Here is a 25,183-nt window from a genome sequence, read left to right as displayed (position 1 = left end):
ACTCCAAGTAGGCGGAGTTGGGCTCGACGCATCATTCTGCTCCCGCACGCTGACGGCGCGGGGTAGGTCGGGGATGGGGTTGTCACTCGTAGAGGTGACGGTAGGTGCCTTCTGACCTGCGGAGGGGCGTTCAACGCCACGATGTTGCATCTGATGCAACTCTCGGAGGCGGCATTGAGCAGGGCGAGTTTGCCTGGGGCGGTCCGGCTTGTGCGGGCGGCGAATGTGGCCGCGTTGGATCCGGAGGCGGCGATGTTCGCCGCGATGCTGACCGGGTGGGAACAGCAGCAGCGCAGTCGGCTGCTGACGAAGAAGACGATCACAGACTGGCTCAGTCTGGTGCGTCGGTTCGCCGACTTCACTGGCACCTACCCCTGGGACTGGGCCCCCGAGGACGTCGAGGCGTACTTCTCCGCCAGGCTCTCGCGCGGCGAGCTGGTGTGGTCGACGGTGCGGGGGCAGCAGGGCGACTTGGAGATGTTCTGCGCGTTCATCACCGACGCGCGGTACGGCTGGGCGGCGGCCTGCTCGGAGGAGTTCGGCCGGTTCCCGGTTCAGGTGTGTCACGACTGGAACACCGCGGCTCACGTCGTCGAGTACGAGGGCCGGCCCGGGCGGCGGGCGCTGACGTTCGACGAGCTCCAGACGTTCTTCGACGCCGCCGACGATCGGGTCGAGGAGACCCGCCGGAAGCGGCGCAAGGGGGTGCTCGCGGCGTGGCGGGACGCGATCCTCCTCAAGCAGGTCTACGCCTACGGGACGCGGCGCCGGGAAACGGCGATGCTGGATCTGGCCGACCTGCGGCGGAACCCGCGGGCGCCGCAGTACGGGCGGGTCGGTGCAGTGGAGGTGCGGTTCGGGAAGGCGTCCCGCGGGAGCCCGCCGAAGCGGCGGACGGTGCTGACGGTCCCGGAGGTCGAGTGGATCGTCCCCCTCATCGAGGAGTGGGTGGCCGAGGTGAGGCCCGGCTTCTCTCCGGGGCGGCATTCGGCATTGTGGGTGACGGAGCGGTGTGGCCGGATCGGGGTGCGGCGCCTGGACGAGGTGTTCGCCGCGGTGCGCGAGCGCGCCGGGCTGCCGGGCGAGCTGGACCTGCACTGCCTGCGGCACACCTACATCACGCACCTCGTCGAGTTCGGCTATCCGGAGCGGTTCGTGCAGCAGCAGGTCGGACACGCCTACGGCTCGACGACGGCCATGTATACGTGGGTGTCTGACGAGTACCGCAACCGGCTGATCGAGAGCGCGCTGCGGCGACGGCTGGAGCCCGGCTCGAAGGAGGAGGGGGCGCTGTCGTGGTGAAGCGCATGGGGATCGTGTGGAACCTGCGCCGGCTGATGGCCGAGCGGGACATGTTCCAGACCACCGATCTGATCCCGGCCCTGGCCGAGCACGGGGTCCATCTCTCCCGCGAGCAGGTTTACCGTCTCGTCGCCCAGGTCCCGCAGAGGCTGTCGATGGACGTGCTGGCCGCCCTGTGCTCGATCCTCCACGTCACCCCGGCGGACCTGATCACCGTCGCCGAGACCCACGTCCAGGTCGCCAAGCCGACCGCGACCGGCGAGACCACCGCCGTCGCGAAGGCCCCGCCGGCTCGCCGCGTACGCCTGAGCCGGCCGGGAGACCGATGACAGACCCCGCCGCTGCCCCGGACACCTGGCGGGAACTCGCCCGCCTGATGACAGCCTCCCTCCCCGACCTTGCCGATCAGGATGCGGCCCGGATCGTCGCCGACCTGACCCCGGCCGCCCGCGGCCGCATCCGGGCCCACCTCATCGCCCACCCAGACGCCCTGGTCAGCGGAGCATCCGCCGCACCCCGTTCCGTCCAGGCCCTCATCACCACCCTGGCTGACCACGGGGTCACCGGAGTGCGGGCCCCGGCCTGCCTGCGCTGCGGACGCGTCCGGCCGCTGCGCCGGGCCGTGCCAGGCGGCCGGGTCTGTCTCGGTTGCGAAGGGATCCTCGCCAACCGCAGCAACATCGGCGCCTGCACGCTCTGCGGAACCATCGGACCACGACCGAGCCGGAACACCTGCGCGGCCTGCCGCCGCCGACAGGCCGCGGCTACCCGCACCTGCTCAGTCTGCGGAAAGCCGGCCGAACTGGACCCCTGCTCGAACTGCCGCCCCCGGCCGGCGACCCCGTGCGCGCTCTGCCACACCACCGCCCCCGTGACCGCACGATGGCCGCTCGGCCCGGTCTGCGCCCCCTGCTACCGGACCGCCCGCAGCCACCCCATGCCCTGCCCAGACTGTGACCGGGCCCGGGTACTGATCGGTCGCGCCGAGCACCGCCGGGTCTGCGGGCCCTGCGTAGGCGTCCCCGACCCCTACGCCTGCGAACGCTGCGCCGGACCGCGCTCCTACAAGGTCGGCCGACTCTGCGACCGCTGCGCCGTCGCCGACCACCTGGAGGAGCTGTTCACCGACCTACCCGAAGTGGTGGGCACCGGGCCGCTCGCGGCGATGCGGGCGGCGCTGGTCGAGGCTCCGGATGCGGGAACGGTCCTGAACTGGCTGCGCGGCTCCCGGTCTGCCCGCCTCCTACGCGACCTCATGGCCACTGGCCGCCCGCTCTCCCACACCGACCTCGATGCCACGATCGACGGCCGTGGCACGGCGATGACCGCCGAGTACCTGCGCGGCATGCTGATCGCCTACCAGGTTCTGGAGCCGCGGGACGAACTCGCGGTGAGGATCGTCCGGCACCTGGAGCGGACCGTCGCCCGGCATCCCGAGCACGGCACACTGCTCCGCGCCTACGTCCGCTGGTCCCTGCTGCCCCGTGCCAAACGCCACCAGGCCGTCCGGGCCTGCGGGGTCAAGCACCGGATCCGCTGGGCCTACACTCGCATCAATCTCGCCGCTGAACTCCTCACCACCACCGTCGGCCACGGCCTGACCATCGCCACCCTCGACCAAGGCCGCCTCGACACCTGGCTCGCGGCCAACCCAGGAACACGCTACGAAGTCCGTGACTTCGTCGTCTGGGCCCACCGCCGCCACCACGCCCGCGACCTCCTCGTGCCGCACCGCCCGAAGGCCGACCCGGTCGGCCTGGACGAGGACTCTCACTGGGACCTCCTTCACCAGTGCCTCACCGACACCCGCCTCGACCTCGACGTCCGGGCCGCCGGCGCGATCCTCCTGCTGTTCGGCCAGCACCTCACCCGGATCGCTGCCCTACCCACCACCGCCCTGACCACCGGAGACGGGACGACGTTCCTCACTTTGGGCAGGACCCCGATCCCGCTCCCCACCACCCTGGCCGACCTCTTGACCACCCTCGCCGACCGCCCCGCTCCCCAGGGCTGGGCCGTGAACACGAGTGCCGGCTGGCTGTTCCCCGGCCACCTGCCCGGTGCCCACATCTCCGCCGCGGCCCTCAGCCGACGCCTGGGCGCTTGCCACATCCCCAACCGGCCCGCCCGGACCACCGCCCTGGTGGCCCTCGCTGGCGACCTGCCGCCCGCGGTCCTCGGCCCGATGCTCGGCCTCCACCCGATCACAGCCGTTCAGTGGCGCCGCCGCGCCGCCACCGACTGGACCGCCTACCTCCAAGCACGCCAGTGTGCCCTCGCCGATGGGGCTCCATACCCCGGCCCTGATTCGTTCGTCAGGCAAGTCCGCCAGGCCGTGCCGGCTGTTATCCGCCCCGTCGGGCCGATTCCGCCAGATCTACACTGAGCTGCGAGAACGCTACGGGGGAACAGGATCATGGGCGTGGGTACGGGTACGAGCAATGCGGTGGACGGCCAGTCCTCCCTGATCTCCGCGGTCCAGGCTGGAGACACGGACCTGGTGAGGATCCTTCTCCACGAGCACAGCGACTCCGACTACCTGGACGCCGCGTTCTGCCTGGCCGTCCGGATGCACGCCGGGCGCATCGCCCAACTGCTGCTCCAGTACGGTGCGGATTCGGGCCAGAGCCGCCCCGATGACCTCATCCCCCTGAGTGAGGCGGTCGACTCGGGTTCGCCCGCTCTGTTCGAGGCGCTCCTGGACCGCAAGATCCGCGGCAGGTATCCCGAGACCGAACTCCTGGAGGCCCAGGACCTCGCGCGCCGCTGGCACGAGACGGGGGTCGAGGCCGAGCTGCGACGCCGTACCGGATCCCGGGACGCCGTCGGCCGCAAGCGGGTTCAAGACGGCGAGTACGACAGCGTCGTCGAGTTCACCCTTGGTGGCATGACGGTGCGGAACGGCCATGGGGCGATCCTCACCTACGTCGAGGAACTCCTCGGGGAACGAACCTCGTTCGAAGAGCTGATGGACCGCGCGTTGGCCCAGGTCGACCAGGACCATGCCACGTGGAGCAGCGCCAGCCTCCAGCTGGGTGCACGGCGAGAAGAGGCTACCTGGACCGCTGCGGCGGCACTGCGTACGAGCCCGGACCCATCCCGCCGATTGTTCGGCGCCGAGGTGCTCCGTCTCCTTCATCTGTTCGACGACAGCGACGAGGACGCGTTTGCTGGTCCCGCTCTGGACCTGTTCACCGGCTGGGCGGCCGCAGAGACGGACGTCGCCGTCCTCACCGAGGTGCTGGTCGCTCTTGGAGAACATAGCGACCCCCGCGCGGAGGCGGCCCTTCTGCCGCACGCCGGCCATCCCGATGCCCGGGTACGGCGTGCGGTGGCACAAGGGCTCCATGTTTTGTCCTCGCCGCCGGCCTTTTCCGGCGATGCTCGCACGGCGTTGCTGGGGCTGATGGCCGATCCGGACGCGGTGGTACGGAAGACCGCCTGCCGCGTGGTTGCCGAGGGCAGGGACCACGATCCCGTGTTCGCGGACGCCATGGCAGCTGTGCTGGACGATACGGACCGTCTGGTCCAGCTGGCTGCCGTCTACGGGCTTGCCCTCCACGACGACGAACGGTGCGTGGAAGCAGCACGCCTTCTCGGCCCGCCGCAGCGCGGTTCCCTGGAAGAGGAGGGCTACCTCGACGCGGTGTGGCGTTACGAATGGCGCCGCGACGGCCGCTGAACGTTTCCGCCTGTGCCTGTCAGCTGATCCGGAGCTGGGAATACAGCACGGTTCAAATGACGCTTCCCGCCAGCTGGTGCCAGCGCGTGGACGCCGCAGCGCCGTGAGGCGTACGCGAACGACCAGGACGCGCCCACCAGCCTGGTCGCCGTGACCGCCCGGTCGAACCGCGCGAAGGCGGACCGGGACCCGGCCGAGTGGATGCCGCCGCTGCCCGACGCGCACTGCCGCTACGTCGGCGAGTGGACCGCCACCAAGCTCCGCTGGGGCCTTGCCGCCGACCAGGCCGAGGCCGACGCCCTGAAGGTGTACGCCGAGGCATGCGAGACCACCGTCGTCCACTACACGCCCGCGCCGTAGCCGTGCGACCGGAGAAGAGGAGGAACCCCGTGATGCGTTTCAGCAAGGCGCTCGCTTCCGCGGCGGTGACCAGTGTCCTGGCGGCTGGATTCGTCGTCGCAGCCGGCAGCCCGGCGAGCGCGGACAGGTGCCCGTCGACCAGGTCGCCCCGGATCGACGGAGGCACCGCGCAGTGGACCCTCGAGTGTGACCTGGGAGACCTGAAGGTCTACGGCTGGGTGGATGGCGGGGCAGAGGCCGGCGGCCATGTGGGCGGTGGGCGGGGCGGCGTGGAGCGGGAGCACGAGGCCGCCGTCGGGTCCTGGCTGAAGACGTCGGGGGCGGTCATGGCGCACATCCCGGAGCCGATGCAGGGTTCCCGGTCGGCGGTCAGACGGGCCGCGGTCACTTCGCGTCCCAGGTGACCGGGAGGCCCTTCACCCCGAAGATGTCCGCGGTCTCCTGGCGAAGGACGACCTCCGCGGCCGGCGCGGCCAGGCGCAGGGTCGGGAAGCGGTTCGATCAACGCGCGGAACGCGACCCGCATCTCGACGCGGACGAGCTGCTGCCCCAGGCACGGGTGGATGCCGTGGCTGAAGGCGCGCGAGGTACTCCTGGGTCGCGGTGTCGGCCGCGATCAGTTCCTCGCCGCTGACCTCCCCGCCCATGAAGGGGTCGATCTGCTCCTGGAAGGAGGCCCGGTCCTCGCAGGGCGCCGCGAGGATCTCGTCCGCGACCGGGTCTACCCGGGAACCGTCTGGGCCGTCGGCGACGCCGAGGGCACGACGGCGAGCGGGGCATGCAGTCGCTGACCTCGGGCCCATGGAAGCGCGCGGAATTCGTCAAGGACCACGACTACGCGTTCTGGAAAGCCGTCGGCTGACGCCGGTCGCGTCACACGGTCTGTGGCCCCATGATCTTGACCAACAGGTCGTCGAGGCTGACCAGACCGGTGAGCACGCCCTGCGCGTCTCTTACGAGGGCGAGCGAGGCACGGCGGCGGCGCAGCTGCTCGATGGCCTCGGACACCGTGGTGTCGGGGGCCAGTTCGGGCACGGGACGGGCGAGCTCGCGGGCGGTTCGGACACGGCCGCGGGTGCGGGCGACCAGGGCGTCACGGGCGTGGACGGAACCGAGGATGCGGTCGCCGTCCCTGACCAGGAGGCGGGAGCGGTCGGCGTCGGCGGCGCGGGCGAGGACCGCGTCGAGGTCGGCCTCGGCCGGGACCGTGACGAAGTCGGCGGCCGGGGTCCGCAGCTCGGCCACCGGGGTCTGCGGCTCGGTCAGCGAGCGGGTGATGAGCTGTGAGTCGGTCTTGTTTGCGCGTTCCGTGACGCCAGCATGGCGATGTGCGCGCTCGTCGCCGCCGCCGACGGCAGCATCGATCCATCCGAGCGCCAGAAGGTCGCGCAGCTCATCATGAGCAACGAGGTACTGCAGAACTTCCCGGCGGAGGACCTCCAGCGCCGCTTCGAGGCCAACTGCGACAAGCTCACCGCCGACTTCGACTTCGGCAAGGTCAGCGTCCTCCAGGAGGTCGCCAAGGCGAAGAAGAAGCCCGCCGAGGCCCGCGCCGTCATCCAGATCGGCATCATCATCGGCGGTGCCGACGGCGACTTCGACAAGGACGAGCAGGCGGTCGTGCGGGAGGCGTGCTACGCCCTCGACCTCCCGCCGCACGAGTTCGACCTGTAGTCCCCGTCCGGGGTGGGGCCCGTCCCGTCGTCACGGGCCTCACCCCCTTCCCCCGATTGACAATGCCTCGTCAGAGAGCCGCCCGGCTGCGATACTCGACCTTCGTCGATCACCGGGGAGAATCGTGCTGGCCTGGTCCGTGCGCATATCGGGTGTGCTCGCGTACGGGGCGGCAGCCGTTCTTGCCGTGTGGACGGCTGGGCTGCCGACCGGCGTTCCGCTGCCCGCGCCGGGCCTTGTGACGCTGGCCTGGACCGTGGTCGGCCTCGTCTGGCTGCGAGTCCTCGCGCTCTGGGTCTGGTGGTCCGACGACAACTACTACTGGATGCCGCTCCACTGGACCGACGCGAGGAAGACGGACGCGCCAACGGTCTCCTTGGAGAAGGGTGTGCCCCCCGGTCGGCGGGAGCGGCCCAGGGTGTTCCGGCGGCTGGCGTCGTACGAGTACGAGAGCGTGCCCTGGGTTTTTCTCCGGCAGGCCCTCGTCTGGCTGCTGGTTGTGGTCTCCGTCGTGGCGCTGGCCGGGCTCGGCCGCTCGCACACGTCGCAGTACGTCCGCTCGCTGGTCCAGGCGGGAGCGGGGTACTCGGCGGCCACGGTGGCAGAGGTCGCCGACGTCCGGCAGATACGCGACGACGAGGGCGAGGTGACGGGTTATCACGCCACTCTGATCCTGGCCCTGTCGGACGGCAGCCAGGTCCGCTCGCAAGGCGCCTACACCAAGGACAAGCCGAAGCCGGGCAGCCGGGTCGAGGTCCTCTGGGCGCCCGCCGCACCCGAGTTGGGCGGTGTGGTGGATGAGGGTGGGCAGCTGGACCGCTATGTGGACCGCGACTGGGGGCTCACGCTGTCCGGGACGACCATCGCGTTCTTCCCTCTGCTCCTTGTGCTGGCCTGCATGCTCCCCACATCGGTCGCGGCGGAGGCCGACAGCCTCCAGGAACAGGCGTGGTCCCCGATCGCCCAGACCGTGCACGCCGCCGTCGTCACGGGCGTGGTGCTGGCCGCCCTGCCGTACCTGTCGGGCACGTTCTCCAGTGGCGGCGTGCCGCTCGGGGTGGCCGTCATCGGCCTGCTGGCCCTCTACATCGTCATGCCGATCCGGGCGCTCGTCGCCTGACAGAGCAGCCTGAACGGCGCACGTCCCCCTACAGAGGGGTCGCGGCCTTCAGAATCAGCAACAGCGTGACCGCCGAGTTCGCCGAGCAGAGCGCGGAGACCGTCGTGCCGGCCGCGGCGCCCCATGCGGCCAGGCCCGCGCTGGTGAAGATCGACGGCCAGACACGCGCGACGGGAGCGGGACCCAGCAGGGCCGCCACGCGGCGCGGTACTGGGCCGGCCGCGGCGAATCCCGCGAGGGTCGCCAAGGGCGCGCCACGGGAGACCAGCGCGGCCTTGCCGACGGCCCGGGCCACGACACGGCGGCTGCCGACTCTGGTGGCGGCCTCCTCGTCCGCCCAGCGCTCGGTGGTGTAGGTGACCGCCGTCCGCAGGGGCCGCAGGAACGGGTTGGCCCGCGCCGCGAGCTGCACGGTCAGCAGGAACTTGTGGTGGCGGGCTTCCAGGTGGGCGCGCTCGTGGGCGAACAGCGCGCGGCGCTCGGGCCCGGTCAGCGTGGCGAGCATCGCCGTCGTGACCACGACGCGGTCCTTCCGGCCGGGAAGGGCGTACGCGTAGGGCGACTCGTCGGAGAGCACCACGACGGAGGTGCCCGGCAGCCCCGCCAGAGCCCGGCCGGCTCGGCGGCGTACCCGGTGGTGCCGCCACGCGGCCCTGGCACAGGAGACGAGTACGGCGATCAGAGCGGGGATGGCGGCCTTGCCCGCGACCTCGTCGTACGGGACGGCCTCACGCACCTCGGGGTCGGACCAGCCGTCCGGCAGCGGGTTGCCCGGCAACTGCGCGGTGCCGACCACCATCAGCAGGGCGAGGCACAGGGTGCTGCATACGGCGAGCACGCCGGAGAAACCGGTGAGCAGCCGCGTGGCCGTCCGGGGATGCAGATGGTGTGCGGCAAGTCGCGCGACCGGCCATGCCGTCAAGGGCAGGACCAGCGGCAGGAAGACGAAGACCCCCATGCCGTCAGTCTTCCCCCTCCTCGGAGTCCTGAGCCAGCAGATCACGCAGCAGGCGCTCGTCGTGGGGCGAGAGCCCCGTCACGAAGCTGGCCAGGACCGCGTCCCGGTTCGCCTCGCCGTCGAGGACCTTCCGCATCCGCAGCGCGGCGAGGCCGGCCTCGTCGGCGACCGCCGTCCACTCGAAGGAGCGGCCGGCCCTCTCCCTGCTCACGGCACCTTTCACATGCAGGCGCGTCAGGATGGTGATGACCGTCGTGTAGGCGAGATCGCCGCCGAGCCGCTCCTGCACCCACCCGGCGGTATGGGCACCGCCGACCTCGCGCAGTGCGGCAAGCACCTGTGCTTCGAGTTCGCCCTGGCCCCGCCGCCGGGGAGACTCGTCCTGGCCCACTCGCTTGTCCTTTGTCATTCCGCCGCCCTCCCGCCGACTCGTCCCGCCCCCGTGGGGCGGTTCATCGTACTGAGACGACACGGCTCGGCCTGCTGCTGTTGGTGTGGTGTTGGTGGCGTTGTCCTACGAAAGTGTCGCGGCGGGCGGCCAGAACCCGCCCTTCCCGCACCTTCTACATCACTGTAGATTTACAGCTCCGAGACGGCCACCTCCTGAGAGAGCGGAAGACAGTGTTCGGAATCAGCGAGATAGCGATCATCCTGATCGTCGTCATCCTCCTCATCGGTGCCAAGAAGCTGCCCGAACTCGCCCGCAACGCGGGCAAGGCCGCCCGCATCCTCAAGAGCGAGGCCAAGGCCAGGAAGGACGACGGCACCCCAGAGCAGCAGGCCACCTACCAGGCCGCCGACAGCCACCCCCTGCAGAACCCGGCCGCGCAGAGCGATGGACGCCCCGACGCCTCGCCGGGCCCGGGCTCGGGGAACGTACGCTCATGAGCCGACGATCCGCGCATCCGTAACGCGCCCGCCCTGCGCCTCCACCCCGCACGCCGAGCCCCAGCACGAGGCTTCACGGCGCGCCGGCCGCCGTACGACGCCGCACGCCGCCCCTGCCGCCGTACGCGGTCGCGAGCCGCAGGGTGATGACGGCGGTCCCGGCGGCGACTGCGGCGCACAGGGCGATGAAGGCGTCGGGCGTCCAGGCCCACAGCGCCCTGGGGCCGATGAGAGCGAAGGCCGCCGCCATGACGATCCAGGGCAGGGCGCCGGCCAGACACCACAGGACGGTGGGGGCGATGCGGCGGCGCGCGGGCCGTCGGCGGAGCAGGCGGACCGAGTGGAAGGTCTCCGCGAGGAGGACGAGGGCAAGGGCGGTGAGGCCCCAGACCGTGGCGTGGTAGGTCGCGGCGGAGGGGGCGTCGGCGGGAGCGGCGCCTCCGGCGAGGATGCGGGCCGCGCCGAAGCCGACCTGCATGACGCTGCCGTCATGGAGAAGGCCGTGAAGGTTCTGCTGGACGACGACAGCGAGGTTCTGCTCCGGCAGGAGGAAGAGCATGGCCGAGTAGCCGGGAGTGGCGCCGGTGTGCCAGATCGCGGTGTCGAGCGGGGCCTCCAAGCCGCCGACGCGCCAGCCGAGCCCGTATCCGGTGTCTTCGCCGGACTGGTGGAGTCGGCCGGATTGCCGCATGAGGCGGACGGACTCGGGAGTGAGGACCGTCGTGCCGTTGCCAGCCTTCCCCGACCGAAGTTGGAGGGAGGCGAAGGCGGCGAGGTCGTTCAGGTCGCCGCCGGTGTAGCCGTAGGCGGCTCCGTCGTCGTCCACACCGTCGGCGATCGCGGACGGCACGCCCCACAGGAGCTGGTGTCCGGGCGGAAGGTTCCGCTCACGGGCGGACGCCCGGTCGGCGATCGCCCCGTCCATGCCGGCCGGGCGCAGGACGCTGTCCCGGAGGTGATCGGCGAAGGACCTGCCCGTCACGGACTCGACCACGGCAGCCAGGACAAGGTAGTTGGCGCTGCTATAGGCGTACGTGGTGCCGGGCGGACCGAGCGGACGTACGCCGTCCAACGCGGCGACCCGCGCGGTCGCGTCCGGACAGTCGGCGTCCACGCAGTCCGCGACCTCGAAGGTCGCCGACTCCGGGATGCCTGCCGTCTGCTGGAGCAGATGGCGGACCGTGACCCGGGCCGCATGGCCCGTGCCACCGAAACGGAAGGCCGGCAGGTGGTCGACGACCCGGTCGTCAAGGCGGAGCCGTCCGCCCTGCACGAGCGTCATCACGGCGCTCGCGGCGATCGGCTTGGCGACCGAGCCCCACAGGAACGGCGTGTCGTCCGTGACCCGTTCGCCGTGTCCATCCGTACCCCAGGCACGTGAGTGGACCGGCCCGTCGGGGCCCACCACGGCATAGGCGAGCCCGGGCGTGCGGGTGGCTTCCATGCGTTCGCGCACATAGGCGTCGATCGCCGCGAAGCGGTCCGCCGGGACAGGTGAGTTGGCCGCTGCAGACGCCTCACCTAAGGGAAGCAGGCCGAGCAGGAGGGAGGTCGCCGCTGCGGCGACGCGTCGGAGCAGGCTGGGCATGGGGCCTCGTCCTTCCGTGGGGCACGGGCGGATAACCGTATGAGGATACGGTTATAACCGTACGCTGGTACGGTTATCAAGTGCCGCGAACCGCCGACCACGAACAACGCCGCCGTCAGATCGCCGACGCCGTCGGCCGGTTGATCTCCGAGCACGGGCTCGACGCCGTCACCGTCGCGCGTACGGCCGCCACCGCGGATATGTCCGTGGGCCTGGTGCAGCACTACTTCCGCACCAAGGACGAGATGCTGCTCCACGCCTTCCGCGAGATCTCCGCCCGGATCCGCGCACGCGTCGAGGAGCGCATCAGGGACGGTGTCCAGCACAAGCGACCCATCGCACGGGTCATGGCGGAAGTGATGACCGAGTACATCCCCCTCGACGAGGCCCGCCGCGCCGAGTACCGCGTGGCCCGCGCGTTCGCCGGCCGCGCCCTCGACGCCCCCGCCCTCGCCGAGGTCGACACCGAGACCGCCCGGAAGCTGCGCGAGGACATCGCCCGGGCCGTCCACAACGGCAAGGAGTGCGGCGAGGTCGACGAGCCCTTGGATCCGCTGCCCGCCGCCGTGCGCCTCGCCGCCGTGATGGAGGGGCTCGCGCTCCAGGTCTACCGCGAGCCGGAGGGGGGCACGGGGGTGCCCGTGGCCCTGCTCGTGGCCCCCCTGCTCGACGCCGAACTCGCCACCGTCTTCACCGGCGAGTGCCGCCAGTACACGGGATAGGCAGCCATCGACAGGCTCCTTCTCGGGGAACACCTCCTGACACCGACAGCGATGCACCTGCAACGGTCCGGCGGCGGGAGGCGGCGGAAGCACCAGCAGCCGCGTTGGGAGAAATCTGGGAGACGATCTTCCCTCAGCCCCCTTCCCAGACCGAGGCCGACCGAGGCGCACCAGACTGACCTGCACTGTTGCCGAAATGGCCAGGCCGCGAGCCCTGCCGGACCTCATTCGGGACGAAGGGGTCGTGGGTTCAAATCACGCCCCGACAGCTGAAACAACGCCTGAGGCGCCTACCGGATTCGGTGGGCGCCTCGGGTGTTTTGGTGTGGTGGCCTGGGGGGGGGCACGGCTGGATGTGCTTGGCTTCGAAGCGGCCGGGGCCGGGACCAGGACGAATGAGACCTGTTGGCCCTCGGAGAGGGGTGCGGGGTTCGGCTTCGATGTCTTCGGCGGTGTCTGCGGCGGCGCGTGGGTCGGCAGTGGGGCCCGGGGCCAGGGCGCTCTGGCGGCTCGCCGTGCGCAGGGCCTACTCCAGGGCTTCGGTGAGGCCGCGGTACTGGCCGTCGGTGACCGCGGCCACCGCCCTCGTTGCCTTCGCTTGCCTCGGCACTCTGGGCGGACTGCACTCTGGGCGGACTGTACGTGTCGTACGCGCACGGTCTGGCCGCAGGCGGCTCCATCGTCGTCGTCCTCACCGCGATCTTCGCCCTCACCTGGTGCCTCGCCCCGAGGCCCTCCTGGCGCGGGCTCGCCGTCGGGCGGTGCCCGCCGCCCCGCCCGTGCCGGAGCCGGCTCCGGAGGCGATGGTGTAGGAGACGGACACGCAACAAAAAGCGAGTGGGGCGCCGCGAGGTTTTCACGGCGCCCCACTCGGGTCGGGTCCTACGGAAGTCGGAACAGGTTGAGCGGGTACTCCTCCACATGGGGCAGCCGCTGCTCGGCGAGACCGGCGAGCATCTCCTGGTAGGCGGCGGGAAGAGGGGCGTGCGCACGCGGGGGCAGCGCGGAGAGCGTGTGGGAGGCGGTCAGCTCGGTCCCCGGACACCACCGTGTGACGACGTCCGGGCCGGCGCAGGACCATCGCATGCGGGCGTCGACCTTGCTGAGCGCGTCATGTCGGTCCTGGTCGTCGATGATGGCCGGTCCCGCGGTGTCCAGGGACAGCCACGATCCGGGGAAGCGCTCGGCGAGCATGCCGACGACGGAGCGGACCTCGGTCTCGTCCAGGTAGGGCAGTACGGCCTCGGCACTGAAGAAGTACGGGCCGTCGGCGTCGGCCGCCACCCTCTCCGTCCACGCGCTGTCGGTCACGGACGCGTCGATCATCGTCCGGCGCGGGGTGTCGGTGAAGAACGAACGCCCCACGTCGATCACGTCGGGGTGGTCGAGTTCGAACCAGCGAGCATCGCCGTTGTCGACGCGTTCGTAGCGTGTGTTGAGGCCGGTGGCGATCTCGACGACCGTGCCGGACGGGTCGTGAGGAAGTCGCTGACCCACCTGTCGAACAGGACCGTCCGCAGGACCGTGCCCACGAGGCTCGGCAGACCGTCGAAGCGTGAGAAGTCGTAGGGGAGTGCCGCCACGATCTCCGCGGCACGCTCGTCGCGCAGCGCGGGGTCCTTCTTGCGGTGTTCCACCGCCCGCCCGTAGAGCGGAATAAGGAGTGTCTCCTGGACCGCGCCCAGGAAAGGTCCGTACGTCGTCACTCTTGCCTCCATCCTGGCCCCTGCGGAGGGGAGTTCAGGGCTCGCCCCGGCTCTTCTGAGGGCCTGCCGAAAGGGGCCGGGCCGGACGGTGCCGTGGCTGCGACCACCGTCCGGCCCGGAGTGTGCGGGGCCGGTGTTTCAGGCCGCCTGCTCGTGTTCGCAGGCGTCCTCGATGCCGTACGTCTCCCAGGTGGGGAAGTCGTCGTCGGCGGGAACGGCCTCGCCCGGAGCCGACAGGCAGGCCGCCAGGGCCGCCTGGAGGGCGTCGGCGCGCAGGCCGGTGCCGATGAAGACCAGTTCCTGGCCCTGAGCGGTCTCCGGGCCGCGGGCGCCGGACGGTTCGAACCGGGCGACGGCGCCGGCCTGGGACCATAGTCCCGTCACCCGGGGCCGGCTGGCGAGCCAGAAGAACCCCTTGGAGCGCAGGACGCGCCCGAAGGTACCGCTGTCGAGGCCCTTGGTGACGAAGGCCCACAGCCGTTCGGGGTGGAAGGGCAGGTCGGAGCGGAACACAAGCGAGGAGATGCCGTACTCCTCGGTCTCCGGCACGTGGTCGCCGTTGAGCTTCTTCACCCAGCCCGGGGCCTGCTGCGCCTTCTCGACATCGAACAGGCCGGTGCCCAGGACATGTTCGAGGGGAACCTGTCCGCGTACGGCGGGGGCGATACGCGCCTCCGGGTTCAGCCGGGAAAGCGTGGCGCGGAGCCGGCGCGCCTCTTCGGGGCCGACCAGGTCGAGCTTGTTGAGCACGATCACGTCGGCGAACTCGACCTGGTCCATGAGCAGGTCGCTGACGGTGCGTTCGTCGTCCTCGTACTGGTCGAGGCCGCGCGCGACGAGTTCGTCGCATCCGGCGAGTTCCGCCAGGAAGTTCGCGGCGTCCACGACGGTCACCATCGTGTCCAGGCGGGCGAGGTCGCCGAGGGTGGCGCCGTCGTCCCGGGGGAAGGAGAACGTGGCGGCGACCGGCATGGGTTCGGAGATGCCGCTGGACTCGATGAGCAGGTAGTCGAACCGGCCTTCGCGAAAATCTCCCGTGCGAGGTTGCGGCCCGCGTTTCCGGGCCGCAGCAGCGCGGCTACCGGCTCTCCGGTCCTGCCTCGTCCGTGGTCGACGAAGCCCAGGAGGGCGCCCCTGCCGTCCTGCTGCGCGCGGACGGCCATGTGGCCTCGGTCGGAGAGAACCAGGCGGAGCTGCTCGACGCTCTGCCCCGGTGGTTCGGCGCCGCGACAGGAGCATGATAGGCGTCGATCCTCACCGGGATGAGCCGGCGAGGAGTCGACCGTCCGTCGGCCGCACGAGAACAGGAGGTGTCATGAACTGTGCCGAGTTCGTGGAGCTGGTGACCGAGTTCCTCGACGGCTGCATGGGCGAGCCGACCGAGCTGCGTTGTCTTGTGCACCTGGCGCGGTGCGAGGGCTGCGAGACGTACCTCGACCAGTTGCGGCAGACCGTCGCGGCTGTGGGCGCGCTGCCCGGCCCGGGCCTGCCGGCTGCGGCACGCGATCAACTCCTCGGGGCGTTCCGCAGCTTGGCGCGCGAATGACTTCAGCGGCCGCTGGCCGTGAAGGTTCTTACCGAGAGAAGAACGAACGCACCCCCGGATGTCCGCACTCGTCCCGCTGCCCTAGGCTGGCGCTTCCAGTTGACGTCCGGCAAGGAGAGAGCAATGGCGGGCCCACGCGAACTGCCCCCGGACGAGGTCCTGGTGCAGCGCCTCCGCGACGGTGACGAGGAGACGTTCGCCTTGGTCCTGGACTCCTGGTCGGGCGGCATGCTCCGGCTCGCCATGTCGTTCGTGTCGACCAAGGACTCCGCCGAGGAAGCGGTCCAGGACACCTGGCTGGCGGTCATCAGGGGCATCAACGGCTTCGAGGGCCGCGCGTCCCTGAAGACATGGGTGTACCGGATCCTCGTCAACACTGCCAAGGCGCGCGGCACGAAGGAGAGCAAGACTGTCCCCTTCGCCAGCCTGCTGCCGGAGGAGGAAGAAGGCCCGACGGTCGACGCCGAGCGCTTCCGCGCCCCCGGCGAGCGGTACGCCGGGCACTGGGTCGCCGGGCAGGAACCGCGTCCCTGGCACATCCCCGAGGACCACGTGTTGCGCGGCGAGGTCCGCGAGGTGATCGCGGAGGCGATCGACGCGCTTCCGCCCCGCCTCCGTACCGTGATCACCCTGCGCGATGTCGCCGGATACGGCTCCGAGGAGGTGTGTTCCCTGCTGGAGATCTCGCCCGGGAACCAACGCGTCCTCCTCCATCGGGGCAGGGCCCTGCTGCGCCGTAAGCTGGAGTCGTACTTGTCCGATGCCCATGACATCGCGGGCGGGAGGGGACGGGCGTGAACTGCAACGACTTCGTGGAGCTGGTGACGGAGTTCCTCGACGGCGCCTTGTCCGAAGGGGACGAGCGGCGTTTCGTCGAGCACCTCGCGGAGTGCTCCGGGTGCGAGAACTACCTCGACCAGTTCCGGCAGACGATCGCCACCACGGGCGAACTGACCCCGGACGGCATCTCGTCGGACGCCAGGCAGCACCTCCTCTCCGCGTTCCGGGACTGGCAGCGGGACGTGTAGCGACGTGTAACGCTCGTGTGGCGCGCCCGCACTGAACGTGCATGACTCTGCTCAGAACACTCTTGTTCGGCGTCGTCGCCGGACTGCCCGGCGGTGCGATCGTCGCCGTCGTGACCGACCCGCCGTGGATCCAGTGGGCCGGGCACACGATGGTGCTGGGAGCGGTGCTCGGCCTGCTCTTCGGCGAGCACCGGCAGAGCAACGGCTCGGCCTTCTCCGTCGGTCTGCTCATCGGCCTGCTCGACTGGGTGACCTGGACCCTCGCCCTCGTTCCCCTCCTTGAGGGGAACACGCCGTCGTGGACGATCGCGGCGGCCGTGTCGCGATTCCCCGAGCTCGTCGGGGCCGCCCTGTCCGGCGCGATCGCCGGACTCGCCTTCCACGCCCTGTCGACCTGGCGCCCGCCCCGCCCGGCGCCCCAGCGGGCCAGACCTCACGTGGTGATCGTTGGTGGTGGCTTCGGCGGGGTGGGGGCCGCGCGCGAACTGGACCGGCGGATCGGCCGTGGGCTCGACGCCCATGTGACGCTGATCAGCGACTCGAACTTCCTGCTCTTCACCCCGCTCCTCGTCGGCGTCGCCTCCAGCACGGTGGAGGCCAGGCACGTCAGCGCCCCTTTGCGTGTCGGGCTCGACCACGCCTCCTTCCTGCACGGGCGGGTGGCCTCGATCGACACGCAGGCGCGCAGCGCGTACGTCTCCGCCGGCAAGGAGGGGATACTCCGCGTCCCGTACGACCATCTGGTCCTCGCGGTCGGCGGGGTGGCGCACTTCTTCGACCTTCCGGGCGTGGGCGAGCACGCCTTCCCGATGAAGGCCGTGGAGGACGCGACGGCGCTGCGCAACCAGGTCCTGGGCGCGCTGGAGCGGGCCGATCTGGAGCCGGACCCGGCCGAGCAGGCCCGGTTGCTGACGTTCGTCGTGGCGGGCGGCGGTTTCGCCGGTACGGAGCTGGTGGCCGAGCTCTTCGACCTGGTGCATGACGTGCTCCACCTCTATCCGCGGCTTCACGGGCTGCGGCCCCGGTTCGTGATCGTGCACGCGGGGGAGCGGCTGCTGCCGGAGCTGTCGCCGGAGCTCGGGCTCTACGCGCAGCGCAAACTCGGCGGGCGGGGCATCGAGTTCCGTCTCGGCGCACGGGTGAGCAGGGCCACCGCCGAGGACATCACGCTCGACTCCGGCGAGACCATCCCGACCCGCACCTTGGCCTGGACGGCGGGCAACCGGCCGAACCCGCTGGTGCGGCAGGTCGTGCAGGGGCCTGGGGAGCCTGGGGGGCCTGCTGGGCCGCTCGCCGTGGAGCCCACCTTGCAGGTCCCCGGCGCACCCGGGCTGTGGGCGCTGGGCGACTGCGCGCGGATCCCCGACCCGGCGGGCGGCTTCTACCCGCCGACCGCTCAGCACGCGATCCGCGAGGGCAAGGCGGTGGCGCGGAACATCGCCGCGGTCCTCGGCGGTCGCCGTCCCGTCCCGTTCCGCTTCGGCGGGCTCGGCGTGCTGGTCTCGCTGGGGCACCGTACGGCCGCCGGCGAGATCGGCGGGCGGCGGGTTTCCGGGTTTCTCGCCTGGGTCCTGTGGCGAGGGGTCTACCTGAGCAAGCTGCCCGGTGTGGAGAAGCGGCTGCGGGTCCTCGCTGACTGGACCCTCGACCTCGTCTTCCCCAGGGACATCGCCCTCTCGACCACCTCGACTATTTCGAAGAAGGAGGACCGTCGTGCGTAACGCTGGATTCGGAGCTCTGGCCGGCCTCGCGGGAGGGCTGGTCTTCGGCGGGGTGATGGTGCAGATCGGGTTCCTGCCGACCGTCGCGGCCATCGTCAGGACCGACTCGTCCGTCGTGGGTTTCGCCGTTCACCTGCTGATCGCCGCGATCGTCGGGGGTGTCTTCGGGCTGCTCGTGACGCGCCAGCGTGAGCTGCTGTTCTGGGGGCTCGCGTACGGCGTGCTGTGGTGGTTCCTCGGGCCGCTGACGCTGCTGCCGCTCCTGCTCGGCAGGCCGGTGGCCTGGGACGTGGCGACGGCGCAGGCGCTGATCCCCAGCCTGCTCGGCCACCTGGCGTACGGAGCGGTCACGGCCGCCGTCATCGCCCTGATGGCACGCGGGGAGCGCCGGACCGGGCCCGGCCTCCTGGTGCGCGCGTCGGTCGCCGGGCTGGTGGTCGCCCCGGTGCTGTGCCTCGGCTGGAACGGGCTGATCGTCGGGGTGTTGCTCGGTGCCTCGTACGCGGTGATCTTCGGCGACCCCGGCGAGGGCGGCGGCCCGGCCCTGGTACGCGGCGCCGCCTTCGGCTTCGCGTGGTGGGTGCTCGCATCGGTGACGGTCGCGCCCCTGCTGGCCGGCCGGGGCCTTCAGTGGACGCCGGACGCGGTGCGTACCGCGGTGGTGTCCCTGCCCGGCTTCCTGCTGTCGGGCGCCGGTACGGCCCTGCTCACCGGCTGGCTGGGCGGCCTGTCGCGGGCGGTGTTCTCGGACGACGCACGGCACGCGCTGGAAGGGCGCCTGGCCGGTGGGCGGGTGATCTCGGTCTGGCACGGCGTCATCGCCGGACTGGCCGGAGGCGCGATCTTCACCGGGGTCATGGTCGCCGTGGGCTTCCTGCCGACCGTCGCCACCCTGGTCGGCTCGCAGTCCGAGGCCGTGGGCCTCGTCATCCACCTGCTGATCTCGCAGGTCGTAGGCGTCACGTACGCGGTCTTCTTCCGCCGGCGCAGCTTCGACCCGGCCTCGGGAATCGGCTGGGGGTGTCGTACGGCTTCCTCTGGTGGGTCCTGGGCAATCTGACGCTGCTCCCCGTACTGCTCGGCGAAGCGCCCCGGTGGGGCGCCGCCGCGCTGGCCGGGTCCTTCCCCTCGCTCGTCGGCCACCTCGCCTACGGCGCCGTACTCGGCCTGGTGTACCAGCGGTTGGAGGAGCGGGTCGGCCCGTGGCACCAGTCCCGCAGCGAGGCCGCCGCGGCGCGGGCGGCGGCGCGTCACGAGCAGACGCTGAGCGCGGCACCCGCGCTGTGGAGCCTGACCGCGTGCGTGGCGCTGCTCATCCCGATCCTGGTGTCGTGAGGGCTGTTGGCCCCGGAGGATCCGGAAAGCCGAGGAGCGGGTGGCGATCTGCCACCCGCTCCTCGGCTTTTCCGTGCGACCCGGCTCCGTCAGGCGCGCTGCTTCAGCTCGGCCGCGCCGAAGGAGACGCTGAAGCGCTCGCACCAGATGGTCACCGTGGAGAACTTGTTCAGGTCGGTGCCGGCGGGGATCGCGTAGTTCTGGTTGCCCTCGTTGCCCTTGAGGTCGCCGAGGTCGATGTGCTTGCCGTCGTCGAGGTTGCCGCCGCCGTCCTTGTTGACCGGCTGGTCACTGAGCCACACGTGCAGGGCCGGGCCGTCGGAGGTGCGCAGGTTCGTCAGGCGCAGGGTCGCCTTCCCGTCGGCGAGCTGCTGGATCTCGGCCGAGCCGCTGGTCTCGTGCTCGTGTGAGACGAACGTCCCGTTCGCCACCTGCTTGGCGGTGCCCGCCTGCCGGCCGGCGGCCGCGGGAGGCGCCTCGTCCACGCGGTCCGTGGTGAACAGCTTCCAGGGCTGGAAGAGGTACAGGGCGACGGCGGCCACGACGACGACGGCGGCGGTGGTGATCCAGAGGGCGTTGCGGCGCTTGCTACGGCACATGAGGGTTTCCGTTTCTTCTCGGTGTTCGTGGGCGCGGAGGCGGCATCGACGACTGCCTCGGCGCCCTGGGCACTGGGCATTCAGAGACGGAAAGAGCGGCGAACGTTACAGATCAACGTCCGCCGCTCCGGTCCGTCTACGACTTTCAGCAGTTCTCGGCGTGGTGCGCCTGCTCAGCAGGGGTGGTCGGGGAGCTCGTGGCTGCGGGAGCGGCCGCGCGGGCGCGGCGCAGCTCGTCGGCCTCGTCGCGGACGGCGTCGAGCCGGACTTCGAGCATGCCGACGCGCTCGCGGTAGCGCTCCAGCTCGGCCCGGACGAACTCGGCGTCGGCGATCTTGTGCGCGGCCTCCTCACGGATCGCGGTGGTCTCCTCGGCGAACCTCTGGGTCGCGGCGTCGAGCGCGGCGACGGCCATATCGGCCGCCTCCTCCGCGAGCGTGCTGCGCTCCTCGGCAGTGAGGATCCGCTGCGCGGAGGCGCGGGTGACCGTCTCGATGCGCGCCTCGGCCGCTGCGGAGTCGGTGATGATCGCCAGCTCCTCGATGTAGGCGGGAAGATCGGCGGAGAGCTGCCTGATGAGCGCGACGACGGTGTCGCGGGACTGGGCGCCGTCGCCACAATCGGCCATCGCCATGGAGGCCACGGCCTCCATCGCCTCCATGGCCTCCTCCACCGAGCCCATCTCACCGTGCACGGCCTCCTCCGGCGCCGGGGCGGGGGCGGACGCCTCGGCGGCCGGGGCGTGTCCGTGCTCCTGGGACACGACCTCGGCCCCGGGTACAGAGGAGGTGGGCCACGACTGCCCGGCGACCGGTGCTACCTGAGCGGCTACCTTCGCCTCCTCCTTGGCCCCCTTCTTGGCCTCGGCCGCGGCGCGCTTGTCCTCCTTGCGCTGCTGCCGCTTGGCGCGGAACTTCCGGAACGCGCCGAGCGCGTTGTGGTCGGGGTGGTCGCAGTAGCGGGAGGCCGGGCCCTCCGCACCGGGCGCCTTCGGCTCGGGCGCGTGGGTGCAGCCCGGGTAGGCGCAGGTGGGAACGGTCTCCACGGTCTGAACAGTCATGTCTTTCAGCCTTTCGTTGCTGATGTCAGCGGTATCGCGGGTTCTCGAAGTCAAAGCGGCAGCCGGCATCCCACTCCGGCCGCTGGTTTCCGTGCGCGGGGATGCCACCGGCGTTCCTTGAGCAGCGAGGCCTGGTGTTCCATTTGGTGCCGTCGTTGGCGGGACCGCCGGAGCCCGGATCGAGATACGAGGGGCCGGACCGGCCCCTCCGATCCAGCCGGCGTCCGCCTGCGGCGGGACGACATAGCCGAGGTGCCGGAGGCTGTAGGGGACGTTCATGGCGCAGTGCGTGGCGCCGTCCTCGTTGCCGGTGATCAGACAGCAGCCCACGCTCCCGCAGCAGGCATGCTGTCCGCCCTCGTTGAGCAGGCCGGAACAGGCGTAGAGTCGCTCGATGACCTGCTTGGCGACGGAGCTGTTGTCACCCAGTCAGATCGACCCCGGCGATGACGAGGATGTCGGCGGCCGTCACCCGCTGGTAGATCGACGGCCACGCGTCGCGCTCCCAGCCGTGCTTGGTCATGTCCGACCCACACCCCGGTGGCGATCTCATTGTCGATCGGCCGCAGGTGCTCGAGCTGCACGCCCTGCTTCTGCATGATCCGCGAGCCGAGGCCGGTCAGGCCCTGCGTACGGCTCCGCTCCGGGCTCTTCTTCAGCGTGCAGTTGAGGATCAGCGCACGCAAGTCATCATGGCTCATACCTGTCAGTGCCGCCGAACGGCCGAACGTTACAAGCAGGGTGGACGAGTCGGCGGGGTCTCCGGATATGACGTCGCCGAAACCACGGACGAGAACCCTGAGCGGGTCGAATCCAAGTAGGTCCGTGCAAGCGGCTCCACGGGATGACCTCGCTTGCTGGTCCCCCGTGAGCTCCCGGACGAGCTGTCTGCTTCGCCTGATCAGGCCGCTTGGCCGTAGCCGTCCGGGGCGGGCGAGTCGTCGCCACGGAACGCTGCTCGGCGCGGCCGTCAGCGGGCTGATGTTCGGCGCGATTTGGGTCGCACTCGGCTGGCTGGCGGCCACCGGACGGATGGACCTGGCCATCGCCGCGACCGCCGTCATCGCCGTAGGCACCTCCACCGGCGCCCCCCGCCCTCGTGATCACGATTTCCCCAGGGGGCGGCGGTCGTGGACCTGTGTGACATGCAGGTCAGCCAACTCGCGCCGGGCGGTCGGACTTAGCGGCACCGGCTGAGGCCGCACGGATCACCCCAGGTGGTGCGCGGGCGATGGTCTCACGCGTGCTGTGGTGTGGCGCGCAGTCCTTCGAGAAGTGTGGCCAGGTAGCGGTGTGCGGTGTCGATCCGGTCGGCGGGTGTGCCGCCGTGGACGTTGACGGCGTAGGCGATGCCGCACATGAGCGGGACGAGGTCGGCTGCGGCCAGGTCACGTCGGACGGCTCCGGCGTCGCGGGCCCGGTCGAGGAGTGCGGTGCCGGCTGACTGAAGGGCACTTTTGAGTTCTGTGGTGTGTGGCAGGGTGTCGGTGGCTGTGGCGGCGACCGGGCCCAGGGAGGCGTCGGTGACCTGAGCTTCGACGGTGCGGAGCAGGAAGCCTTCGAGCGCGTGCCAGGGGTCGGTGTCGGCCAGCGCCTGCCGGCCGTGGGCGGCCAGGGCTTCCAGGCAGGGAGCGGCGACGGTCTCCAGCAGTGCCTCGGGGGTGGCGAAGTGCCGGTAGACGGTGGCGACTCCGAGTCCGGCGCGGCCGGCGACGTCGTTCAGCTGCAGGGGTGTGCCCTGGTCGACCAGGGCACGGGCGACAGCGACGATCCGGTCCCAGTTGCGGGCTGCGTCCTTGCGCAGGGGCGTCGTCATAGGGGACATGTTAATCGGATGGCTCATCCGGATGCCGCTGCCGGTACCCGTCGCCCGGCGGGTCAGGCGGTTGTGAGGGGTGCGTGCCGTTCGCTGAGTCGGCGCACGGCCTCGGCGACGCGGGGGTCTGTGGCTGCGTGCAGCGGCGTCACCGGGTGCGCCTGGGCGCCGATGACGATGCCGGTCCGGCCCTCAAGGGCGTCGTCGGTGGCGGCGACGATCGAGGGCCGGGCGGCAAGGGAGGCCGGTCCCGAGGTGGAGCGTTCGAAGGTGCGGCGTACCAGCGGCCACAGCAGCCGCAGGGCCGGGGAGACGATCTTCGGGTCGGACAGGGTGCCGTTGGTCATGTCGGTCGCGGCGCCTCCGGGGTCGGCGGCGAAGACGGAAACACCAGTGCCTTCCAGCCGGGTGGCCAGGTCGAGCGTGTAGGCGAGGTTGGCGAGCTTGGCGCGGCCGTACCAGTGGAAGCCGTAGTAGCCGCCGGGCGGCTCGACGGCGGCGAAGGCCCGCTTTCCCAGCCCGGCCGCACCAGAGGTCACGTTCACGATCCTGCTGGGGGCCCCGGCCGTCAGCGTGGGCAGCAGCAGTTCCGTCAGTAGGTACGGCGAGAGGTGGTTAACGACGAACGACGCTTCGATCCCGCCCAGGGTCCGGCGCTCCGGGAACATCGCCCCGACGTTGTTGACCAGCACGGTCAGCGGTTCGCCAGAGGCGGCATGCTCGGCGGCAATCCGCTCGGCGAGCGAACGCACCTGGTCGAGCGAGCCGAGATCGGCCGGCAGGAATCGGGCGGCGTGTGCCGGGTTCGTCGTATTGATTCGCTCGACCGCCTGGGCGCCGCGGTCGGTGTTGCGCCCGACCACGGTGACTGAGAAACCGGCCCCGGCCAGCCCCAGAGCCGTCTCCAGTCCGATGCCGCCCGTCCCGGCCGTGACCACAGCTGTCTTCGTCATACGATCCTCCATCCAGCCATGCGGATACTTCATCCACTTCCTGGACCGTAACACAATCGGATGAACTATCCCCTTAGCTGCAGTCCGGTCGGCCGACCAGGCAGTGCCGGGGGCATGTCGCCGCTAAGAGCCCGAGCGCGCCGGGAATTGCCCCGGGGGAATTACGTGACCCTCGACACGAGGCCCTCACCAGCCAGAACTGGAGTCCGACAGGGCGGTCGGCACCCTTCGCAGGCCGGGCACTCCACCTCGTCCCTGCCGGGTCCTGCCCCCCGCGGTCAGAGCGTGACGGGCCATGGGGCGGTGAGCGACTGGTCGAGCGTGAACAGGGCGCCTGCCGGATCGCCTACGGTGACCTGCCCGTCGGCCGTCGGCCAGGAGCCGTCGTCCGGGACGAGACTGCCGCCGTGTTGGACTGCTGCCTCCGTGGCGGCCTTCAGGTCGCGGACCTTGAAATGGATCAGCCGGCGCGGCCGCAACCTCGTACGCAGGCGCGGCCTTCAGCCATCTCGATCTCGCGCTGGCCATCGTGGCGATGCGCAGCTCAGCGCTGGCGGATCTGGTTCGCCGCTACCTGGTCGTCGACGACCGGGCGAGCCGGGCCGCGTACGCCATTCCGAGTGCGCTGGCCCGCTACAATCCGCTGGTTTCCGCCTTCGAGCAGTGGGTCCGGGCCCGGCTCGGCGAGCCGGTGTCCATCCTGGAGGCGGCCGAGGAACTCGGCGTGAGCGAACGGACCCTGCAGCGTACGGTCTCCCGCACCCTCGGCCGATCCCCGATCCCCGATCCCCGATCCCCGATCCCCGATTCCCGATCCAGCTGGTCCAGGACCTGCGCGTCGAGCAGGCCTCCCATGTGCTGCGCACCACGAGCCTCCCGTTGACAGCCGTGGCCCGCCGCGTGGGTTACGAGAGCCCGGGCCCGCTGCGATCCCTCCTGCGCGCCCGCCTCGGCGTCACCTCCCGCGCTCTGCGCGCCTGACAGTGTCTGGAGCGGTCGTGCGACGTGGCGTCATGTCTGACTCCGGCGTCGGCCAGTGAGACACCCCGCCCTCGCTTCATGCTGTCCGGGCATCGGCGACGGCCTCTGGAGCAGGGTCGGAAAGGAGCCCTCCGGATCCCCCTT

Annotated in this window: 25 protein-coding genes and 7 pseudogenes; 19 read left to right on the top strand and 13 right to left on the bottom strand. The window is 71.0% G+C overall.

The genetic code is table 11. The features are described from left to right. Window positions 1-225: 225 nt before the first annotated feature. From ACZ561_RS39195 to ACZ561_RS39170, 6 genes and pseudogenes are all read left to right on the top strand, one after another. Complete coding sequence (locus ACZ561_RS39195) at window positions 226-1,302, top strand: tyrosine-type recombinase/integrase (RefSeq protein ID WP_471004784.1); 1,077 nt, start codon at window positions 226-228, stop codon at window positions 1,300-1,302. After that, window positions 1,296-1,631, top strand: coding sequence for a helix-turn-helix domain-containing protein (locus ACZ561_RS39190; protein ID WP_471004782.1), 336 nt, complete (start codon window positions 1,296-1,298; stop codon window positions 1,629-1,631). Before ACZ561_RS39195 ends, ACZ561_RS39190 begins: the two co-directional genes overlap by 7 nt. Further along, window positions 1,628-3,688, top strand: a complete 2,061-nt coding sequence (locus tag ACZ561_RS39185; protein ID WP_471004780.1) for a hypothetical protein — start codon at window positions 1,628-1,630, stop codon at window positions 3,686-3,688. The genes ACZ561_RS39190 and ACZ561_RS39185 overlap by 4 nt, the downstream gene beginning before the upstream one ends. A gap of 36 nt (window positions 3,689-3,724) precedes the next feature. Continuing rightward, window positions 3,725-4,984: a hypothetical protein gene (locus tag ACZ561_RS39180; RefSeq protein WP_471004778.1), complete on the top strand. Its 1,260-nt coding sequence runs from the start codon at window positions 3,725-3,727 to the stop codon at window positions 4,982-4,984. Window positions 4,985-5,056: 72 nt separating this feature from the next. Beyond that, a pseudogene (locus ACZ561_RS39175) lies at window positions 5,057-5,344 on the top strand (HNH endonuclease); the annotation flags it as partial. A 32-nt stretch (window positions 5,345-5,376) separates the two neighbouring features. Next, window positions 5,377-5,748 (top strand): hypothetical protein, encoded by a 372-nt coding sequence (locus tag ACZ561_RS39170; RefSeq protein ID WP_471004776.1) that lies wholly within the window; start codon window positions 5,377-5,379, stop codon window positions 5,746-5,748. Here ACZ561_RS39170 and ACZ561_RS39165 read toward each other — a convergent pair. Further along, a pseudogene (locus ACZ561_RS39165) lies at window positions 5,729-5,924 on the bottom strand (cytochrome P450); the annotation flags it as partial. The gene ACZ561_RS39170 and the pseudogene ACZ561_RS39165 sit on opposite strands and share 20 nt — an antisense overlap. Between ACZ561_RS39165 and ACZ561_RS39160 the strand changes: the two are divergent. After that, window positions 5,908-6,135 (top strand): hypothetical protein, encoded by a 228-nt coding sequence (locus ACZ561_RS39160; protein ID WP_471004774.1) that lies wholly within the window; start codon window positions 5,908-5,910, stop codon window positions 6,133-6,135. The pseudogene ACZ561_RS39165 and the gene ACZ561_RS39160 overlap by 17 nt on opposite strands. 82 nt (window positions 6,136-6,217) lie before the next feature. Here ACZ561_RS39160 and ACZ561_RS39155 read toward each other — a convergent pair. Next, window positions 6,218-6,643 (bottom strand): annotated as a pseudogene (locus ACZ561_RS39155) (CBS domain-containing protein); the annotation flags it as partial. A 3-nt stretch (window positions 6,644-6,646) separates the two neighbouring features. Between ACZ561_RS39155 and ACZ561_RS39150 the strand changes: the two are divergent. Next, window positions 6,647-7,018: pseudogene (locus ACZ561_RS39150) on the top strand (tellurite resistance TerB family protein); the annotation flags it as partial. Between the two features lie 124 nt (window positions 7,019-7,142). Continuing rightward, window positions 7,143-8,138, top strand: a complete 996-nt coding sequence (locus ACZ561_RS39145) for a hypothetical protein (RefSeq protein WP_471004772.1) — start codon at window positions 7,143-7,145, stop codon at window positions 8,136-8,138. 28 nt (window positions 8,139-8,166) lie between these two features. Here ACZ561_RS39145 and ACZ561_RS39140 read toward each other — a convergent pair whose 3' ends face one another. After that, a complete protein-coding gene (locus ACZ561_RS39140) occupies window positions 8,167-9,096 on the bottom strand; it encodes a M56 family metallopeptidase (protein WP_471004770.1) in 930 nt (309 codons plus the stop codon). A gap of 4 nt (window positions 9,097-9,100) precedes the next feature. After that, a complete protein-coding gene (locus ACZ561_RS39135) occupies window positions 9,101-9,505 on the bottom strand; it encodes a BlaI/MecI/CopY family transcriptional regulator (RefSeq protein WP_471004768.1) in 405 nt (134 codons plus the stop codon). Window positions 9,506-9,717: 212 nt separating this feature from the next. Between ACZ561_RS39135 and ACZ561_RS39130 the strand changes: the two genes are divergently transcribed. Beyond that, window positions 9,718-9,984, top strand: coding sequence for a twin-arginine translocase TatA/TatE family subunit (locus ACZ561_RS39130; protein WP_471004766.1), 267 nt, complete (start codon window positions 9,718-9,720; stop codon window positions 9,982-9,984). Window positions 9,985-10,057: 73 nt separating this feature from the next. Here ACZ561_RS39130 and ACZ561_RS39125 read toward each other — a convergent pair whose 3' ends face one another. Then, window positions 10,058-11,572: a serine hydrolase domain-containing protein gene (locus ACZ561_RS39125; protein WP_471004764.1), complete on the bottom strand. Its 1,515-nt coding sequence runs from the start codon at window positions 11,570-11,572 to the stop codon at window positions 10,058-10,060. Between the two features lie 80 nt (window positions 11,573-11,652). Here ACZ561_RS39125 and ACZ561_RS39120 point away from each other — a divergent pair, with 80 nt between their 5' ends. Further along, on the top strand, window positions 11,653-12,294 hold the full coding sequence (locus tag ACZ561_RS39120; protein ID WP_471004762.1) for a TetR/AcrR family transcriptional regulator: 642 nt from the start codon (window positions 11,653-11,655) through the stop codon (window positions 12,292-12,294). Between the two features lie 882 nt (window positions 12,295-13,176). Here ACZ561_RS39120 and ACZ561_RS39115 read toward each other — a convergent pair. Continuing rightward, the gene (locus ACZ561_RS39115) at window positions 13,177-13,791 is read right to left on the bottom strand and encodes a class I SAM-dependent methyltransferase (protein ID WP_471004760.1); all 615 of its coding nucleotides are present in this window, start codon (window positions 13,789-13,791) and stop codon (window positions 13,177-13,179) included. 347 nt (window positions 13,792-14,138) lie between these two features. Next, window positions 14,139-15,026, bottom strand: a pseudogene (locus ACZ561_RS39110) (GTP-binding protein); the annotation flags it as partial. A gap of 80 nt (window positions 15,027-15,106) precedes the next feature. On the opposite strand from ACZ561_RS39110, the pseudogene ACZ561_RS39105 reads away from it, so the two are divergent. The 7 genes and pseudogenes from ACZ561_RS39105 to ACZ561_RS39075 form a co-directional block, all read left to right on the top strand. After that, a pseudogene (locus ACZ561_RS39105) lies at window positions 15,107-15,241 on the top strand (aromatic-ring hydroxylase C-terminal domain-containing protein); the annotation flags it as partial. A 74-nt stretch (window positions 15,242-15,315) separates the two neighbouring features. Next, window positions 15,316-15,546: an anti-sigma factor family protein gene (locus tag ACZ561_RS39100; protein WP_471004758.1), complete on the top strand. Its 231-nt coding sequence runs from the start codon at window positions 15,316-15,318 to the stop codon at window positions 15,544-15,546. A 123-nt stretch (window positions 15,547-15,669) separates the two neighbouring features. After that, entirely contained in the window at window positions 15,670-16,344 is a 675-nt protein-coding gene (locus ACZ561_RS39095; protein ID WP_471004756.1) for an RNA polymerase sigma factor, read from the top strand. Next, a complete protein-coding gene (locus tag ACZ561_RS39090) occupies window positions 16,341-16,574 on the top strand; it encodes an anti-sigma factor family protein (protein ID WP_469176400.1) in 234 nt (77 codons plus the stop codon). Before ACZ561_RS39095 ends, ACZ561_RS39090 begins: the two co-directional genes overlap by 4 nt. Before the next feature lie 41 nt (window positions 16,575-16,615). After that, window positions 16,616-18,295, top strand: coding sequence for an NAD(P)/FAD-dependent oxidoreductase (locus ACZ561_RS39085; protein ID WP_471004754.1), 1,680 nt, complete (start codon window positions 16,616-16,618; stop codon window positions 18,293-18,295). Continuing rightward, entirely contained in the window at window positions 18,288-19,355 is a 1,068-nt protein-coding gene (locus ACZ561_RS39080) for a hypothetical protein (protein WP_471004752.1), read from the top strand. The genes ACZ561_RS39085 and ACZ561_RS39080 overlap by 8 nt, the downstream gene beginning before the upstream one ends. Continuing rightward, window positions 19,316-19,630: a hypothetical protein gene (locus ACZ561_RS39075; RefSeq protein ID WP_471004750.1), complete on the top strand. Its 315-nt coding sequence runs from the start codon at window positions 19,316-19,318 to the stop codon at window positions 19,628-19,630. The genes ACZ561_RS39080 and ACZ561_RS39075 overlap by 40 nt, the downstream gene beginning before the upstream one ends. An 89-nt stretch (window positions 19,631-19,719) precedes the next feature. Here ACZ561_RS39075 and ACZ561_RS39070 read toward each other — a convergent pair whose 3' ends face one another. The 6 genes and pseudogenes from ACZ561_RS39070 to ACZ561_RS39045 all read right to left on the bottom strand — a co-directional run bounded on the left by ACZ561_RS39070 (window position 19,720) and on the right by ACZ561_RS39045 (window position 24,537). Beyond that, entirely contained in the window at window positions 19,720-20,229 is a 510-nt protein-coding gene (locus ACZ561_RS39070; RefSeq protein WP_471004749.1) for a DM13 domain-containing protein, read from the bottom strand. 145 nt (window positions 20,230-20,374) lie between these two features. Then, a complete protein-coding gene (locus ACZ561_RS39065) occupies window positions 20,375-21,289 on the bottom strand; it encodes a hypothetical protein (protein ID WP_471004747.1) in 915 nt (304 codons plus the stop codon). A gap of 25 nt (window positions 21,290-21,314) precedes the next feature. After that, window positions 21,315-21,990: pseudogene (locus tag ACZ561_RS39060) on the bottom strand (flavodoxin family protein). 536 nt (window positions 21,991-22,526) lie between these two features. Next, entirely contained in the window at window positions 22,527-23,105 is a 579-nt protein-coding gene (locus tag ACZ561_RS39055; RefSeq protein ID WP_471004745.1) for a TetR/AcrR family transcriptional regulator, read from the bottom strand. A gap of 62 nt (window positions 23,106-23,167) precedes the next feature. After that, window positions 23,168-24,058: an SDR family NAD(P)-dependent oxidoreductase gene (locus ACZ561_RS39050; RefSeq protein WP_471004743.1), complete on the bottom strand. Its 891-nt coding sequence runs from the start codon at window positions 24,056-24,058 to the stop codon at window positions 23,168-23,170. Between the two features lie 278 nt (window positions 24,059-24,336). Continuing rightward, on the bottom strand, window positions 24,337-24,537 hold the full coding sequence (locus ACZ561_RS39045) for a VOC family protein (protein ID WP_471004741.1): 201 nt from the start codon (window positions 24,535-24,537) through the stop codon (window positions 24,337-24,339). Window positions 24,538-24,593: 56 nt separating this feature from the next. On the opposite strand from ACZ561_RS39045, the gene ACZ561_RS39040 reads away from it, so the two are divergent. Next, window positions 24,594-24,941 carry a hypothetical protein gene (locus ACZ561_RS39040; RefSeq protein ID WP_471004739.1) on the top strand — a complete coding sequence of 116 codons (348 nt, stop codon included), beginning with the start codon at window positions 24,594-24,596 and terminating at the stop codon, window positions 24,939-24,941. Window positions 24,942-25,183: the final 242 nt, after the last annotated feature.

The sequence above is a fragment of the Streptomyces sp. NPDC039609 genome (assembly GCF_055596705.1).
Note: the sequence above shows the minus strand (reverse complement) of the source record. Positions and strands in the feature narration are given on the sequence as shown.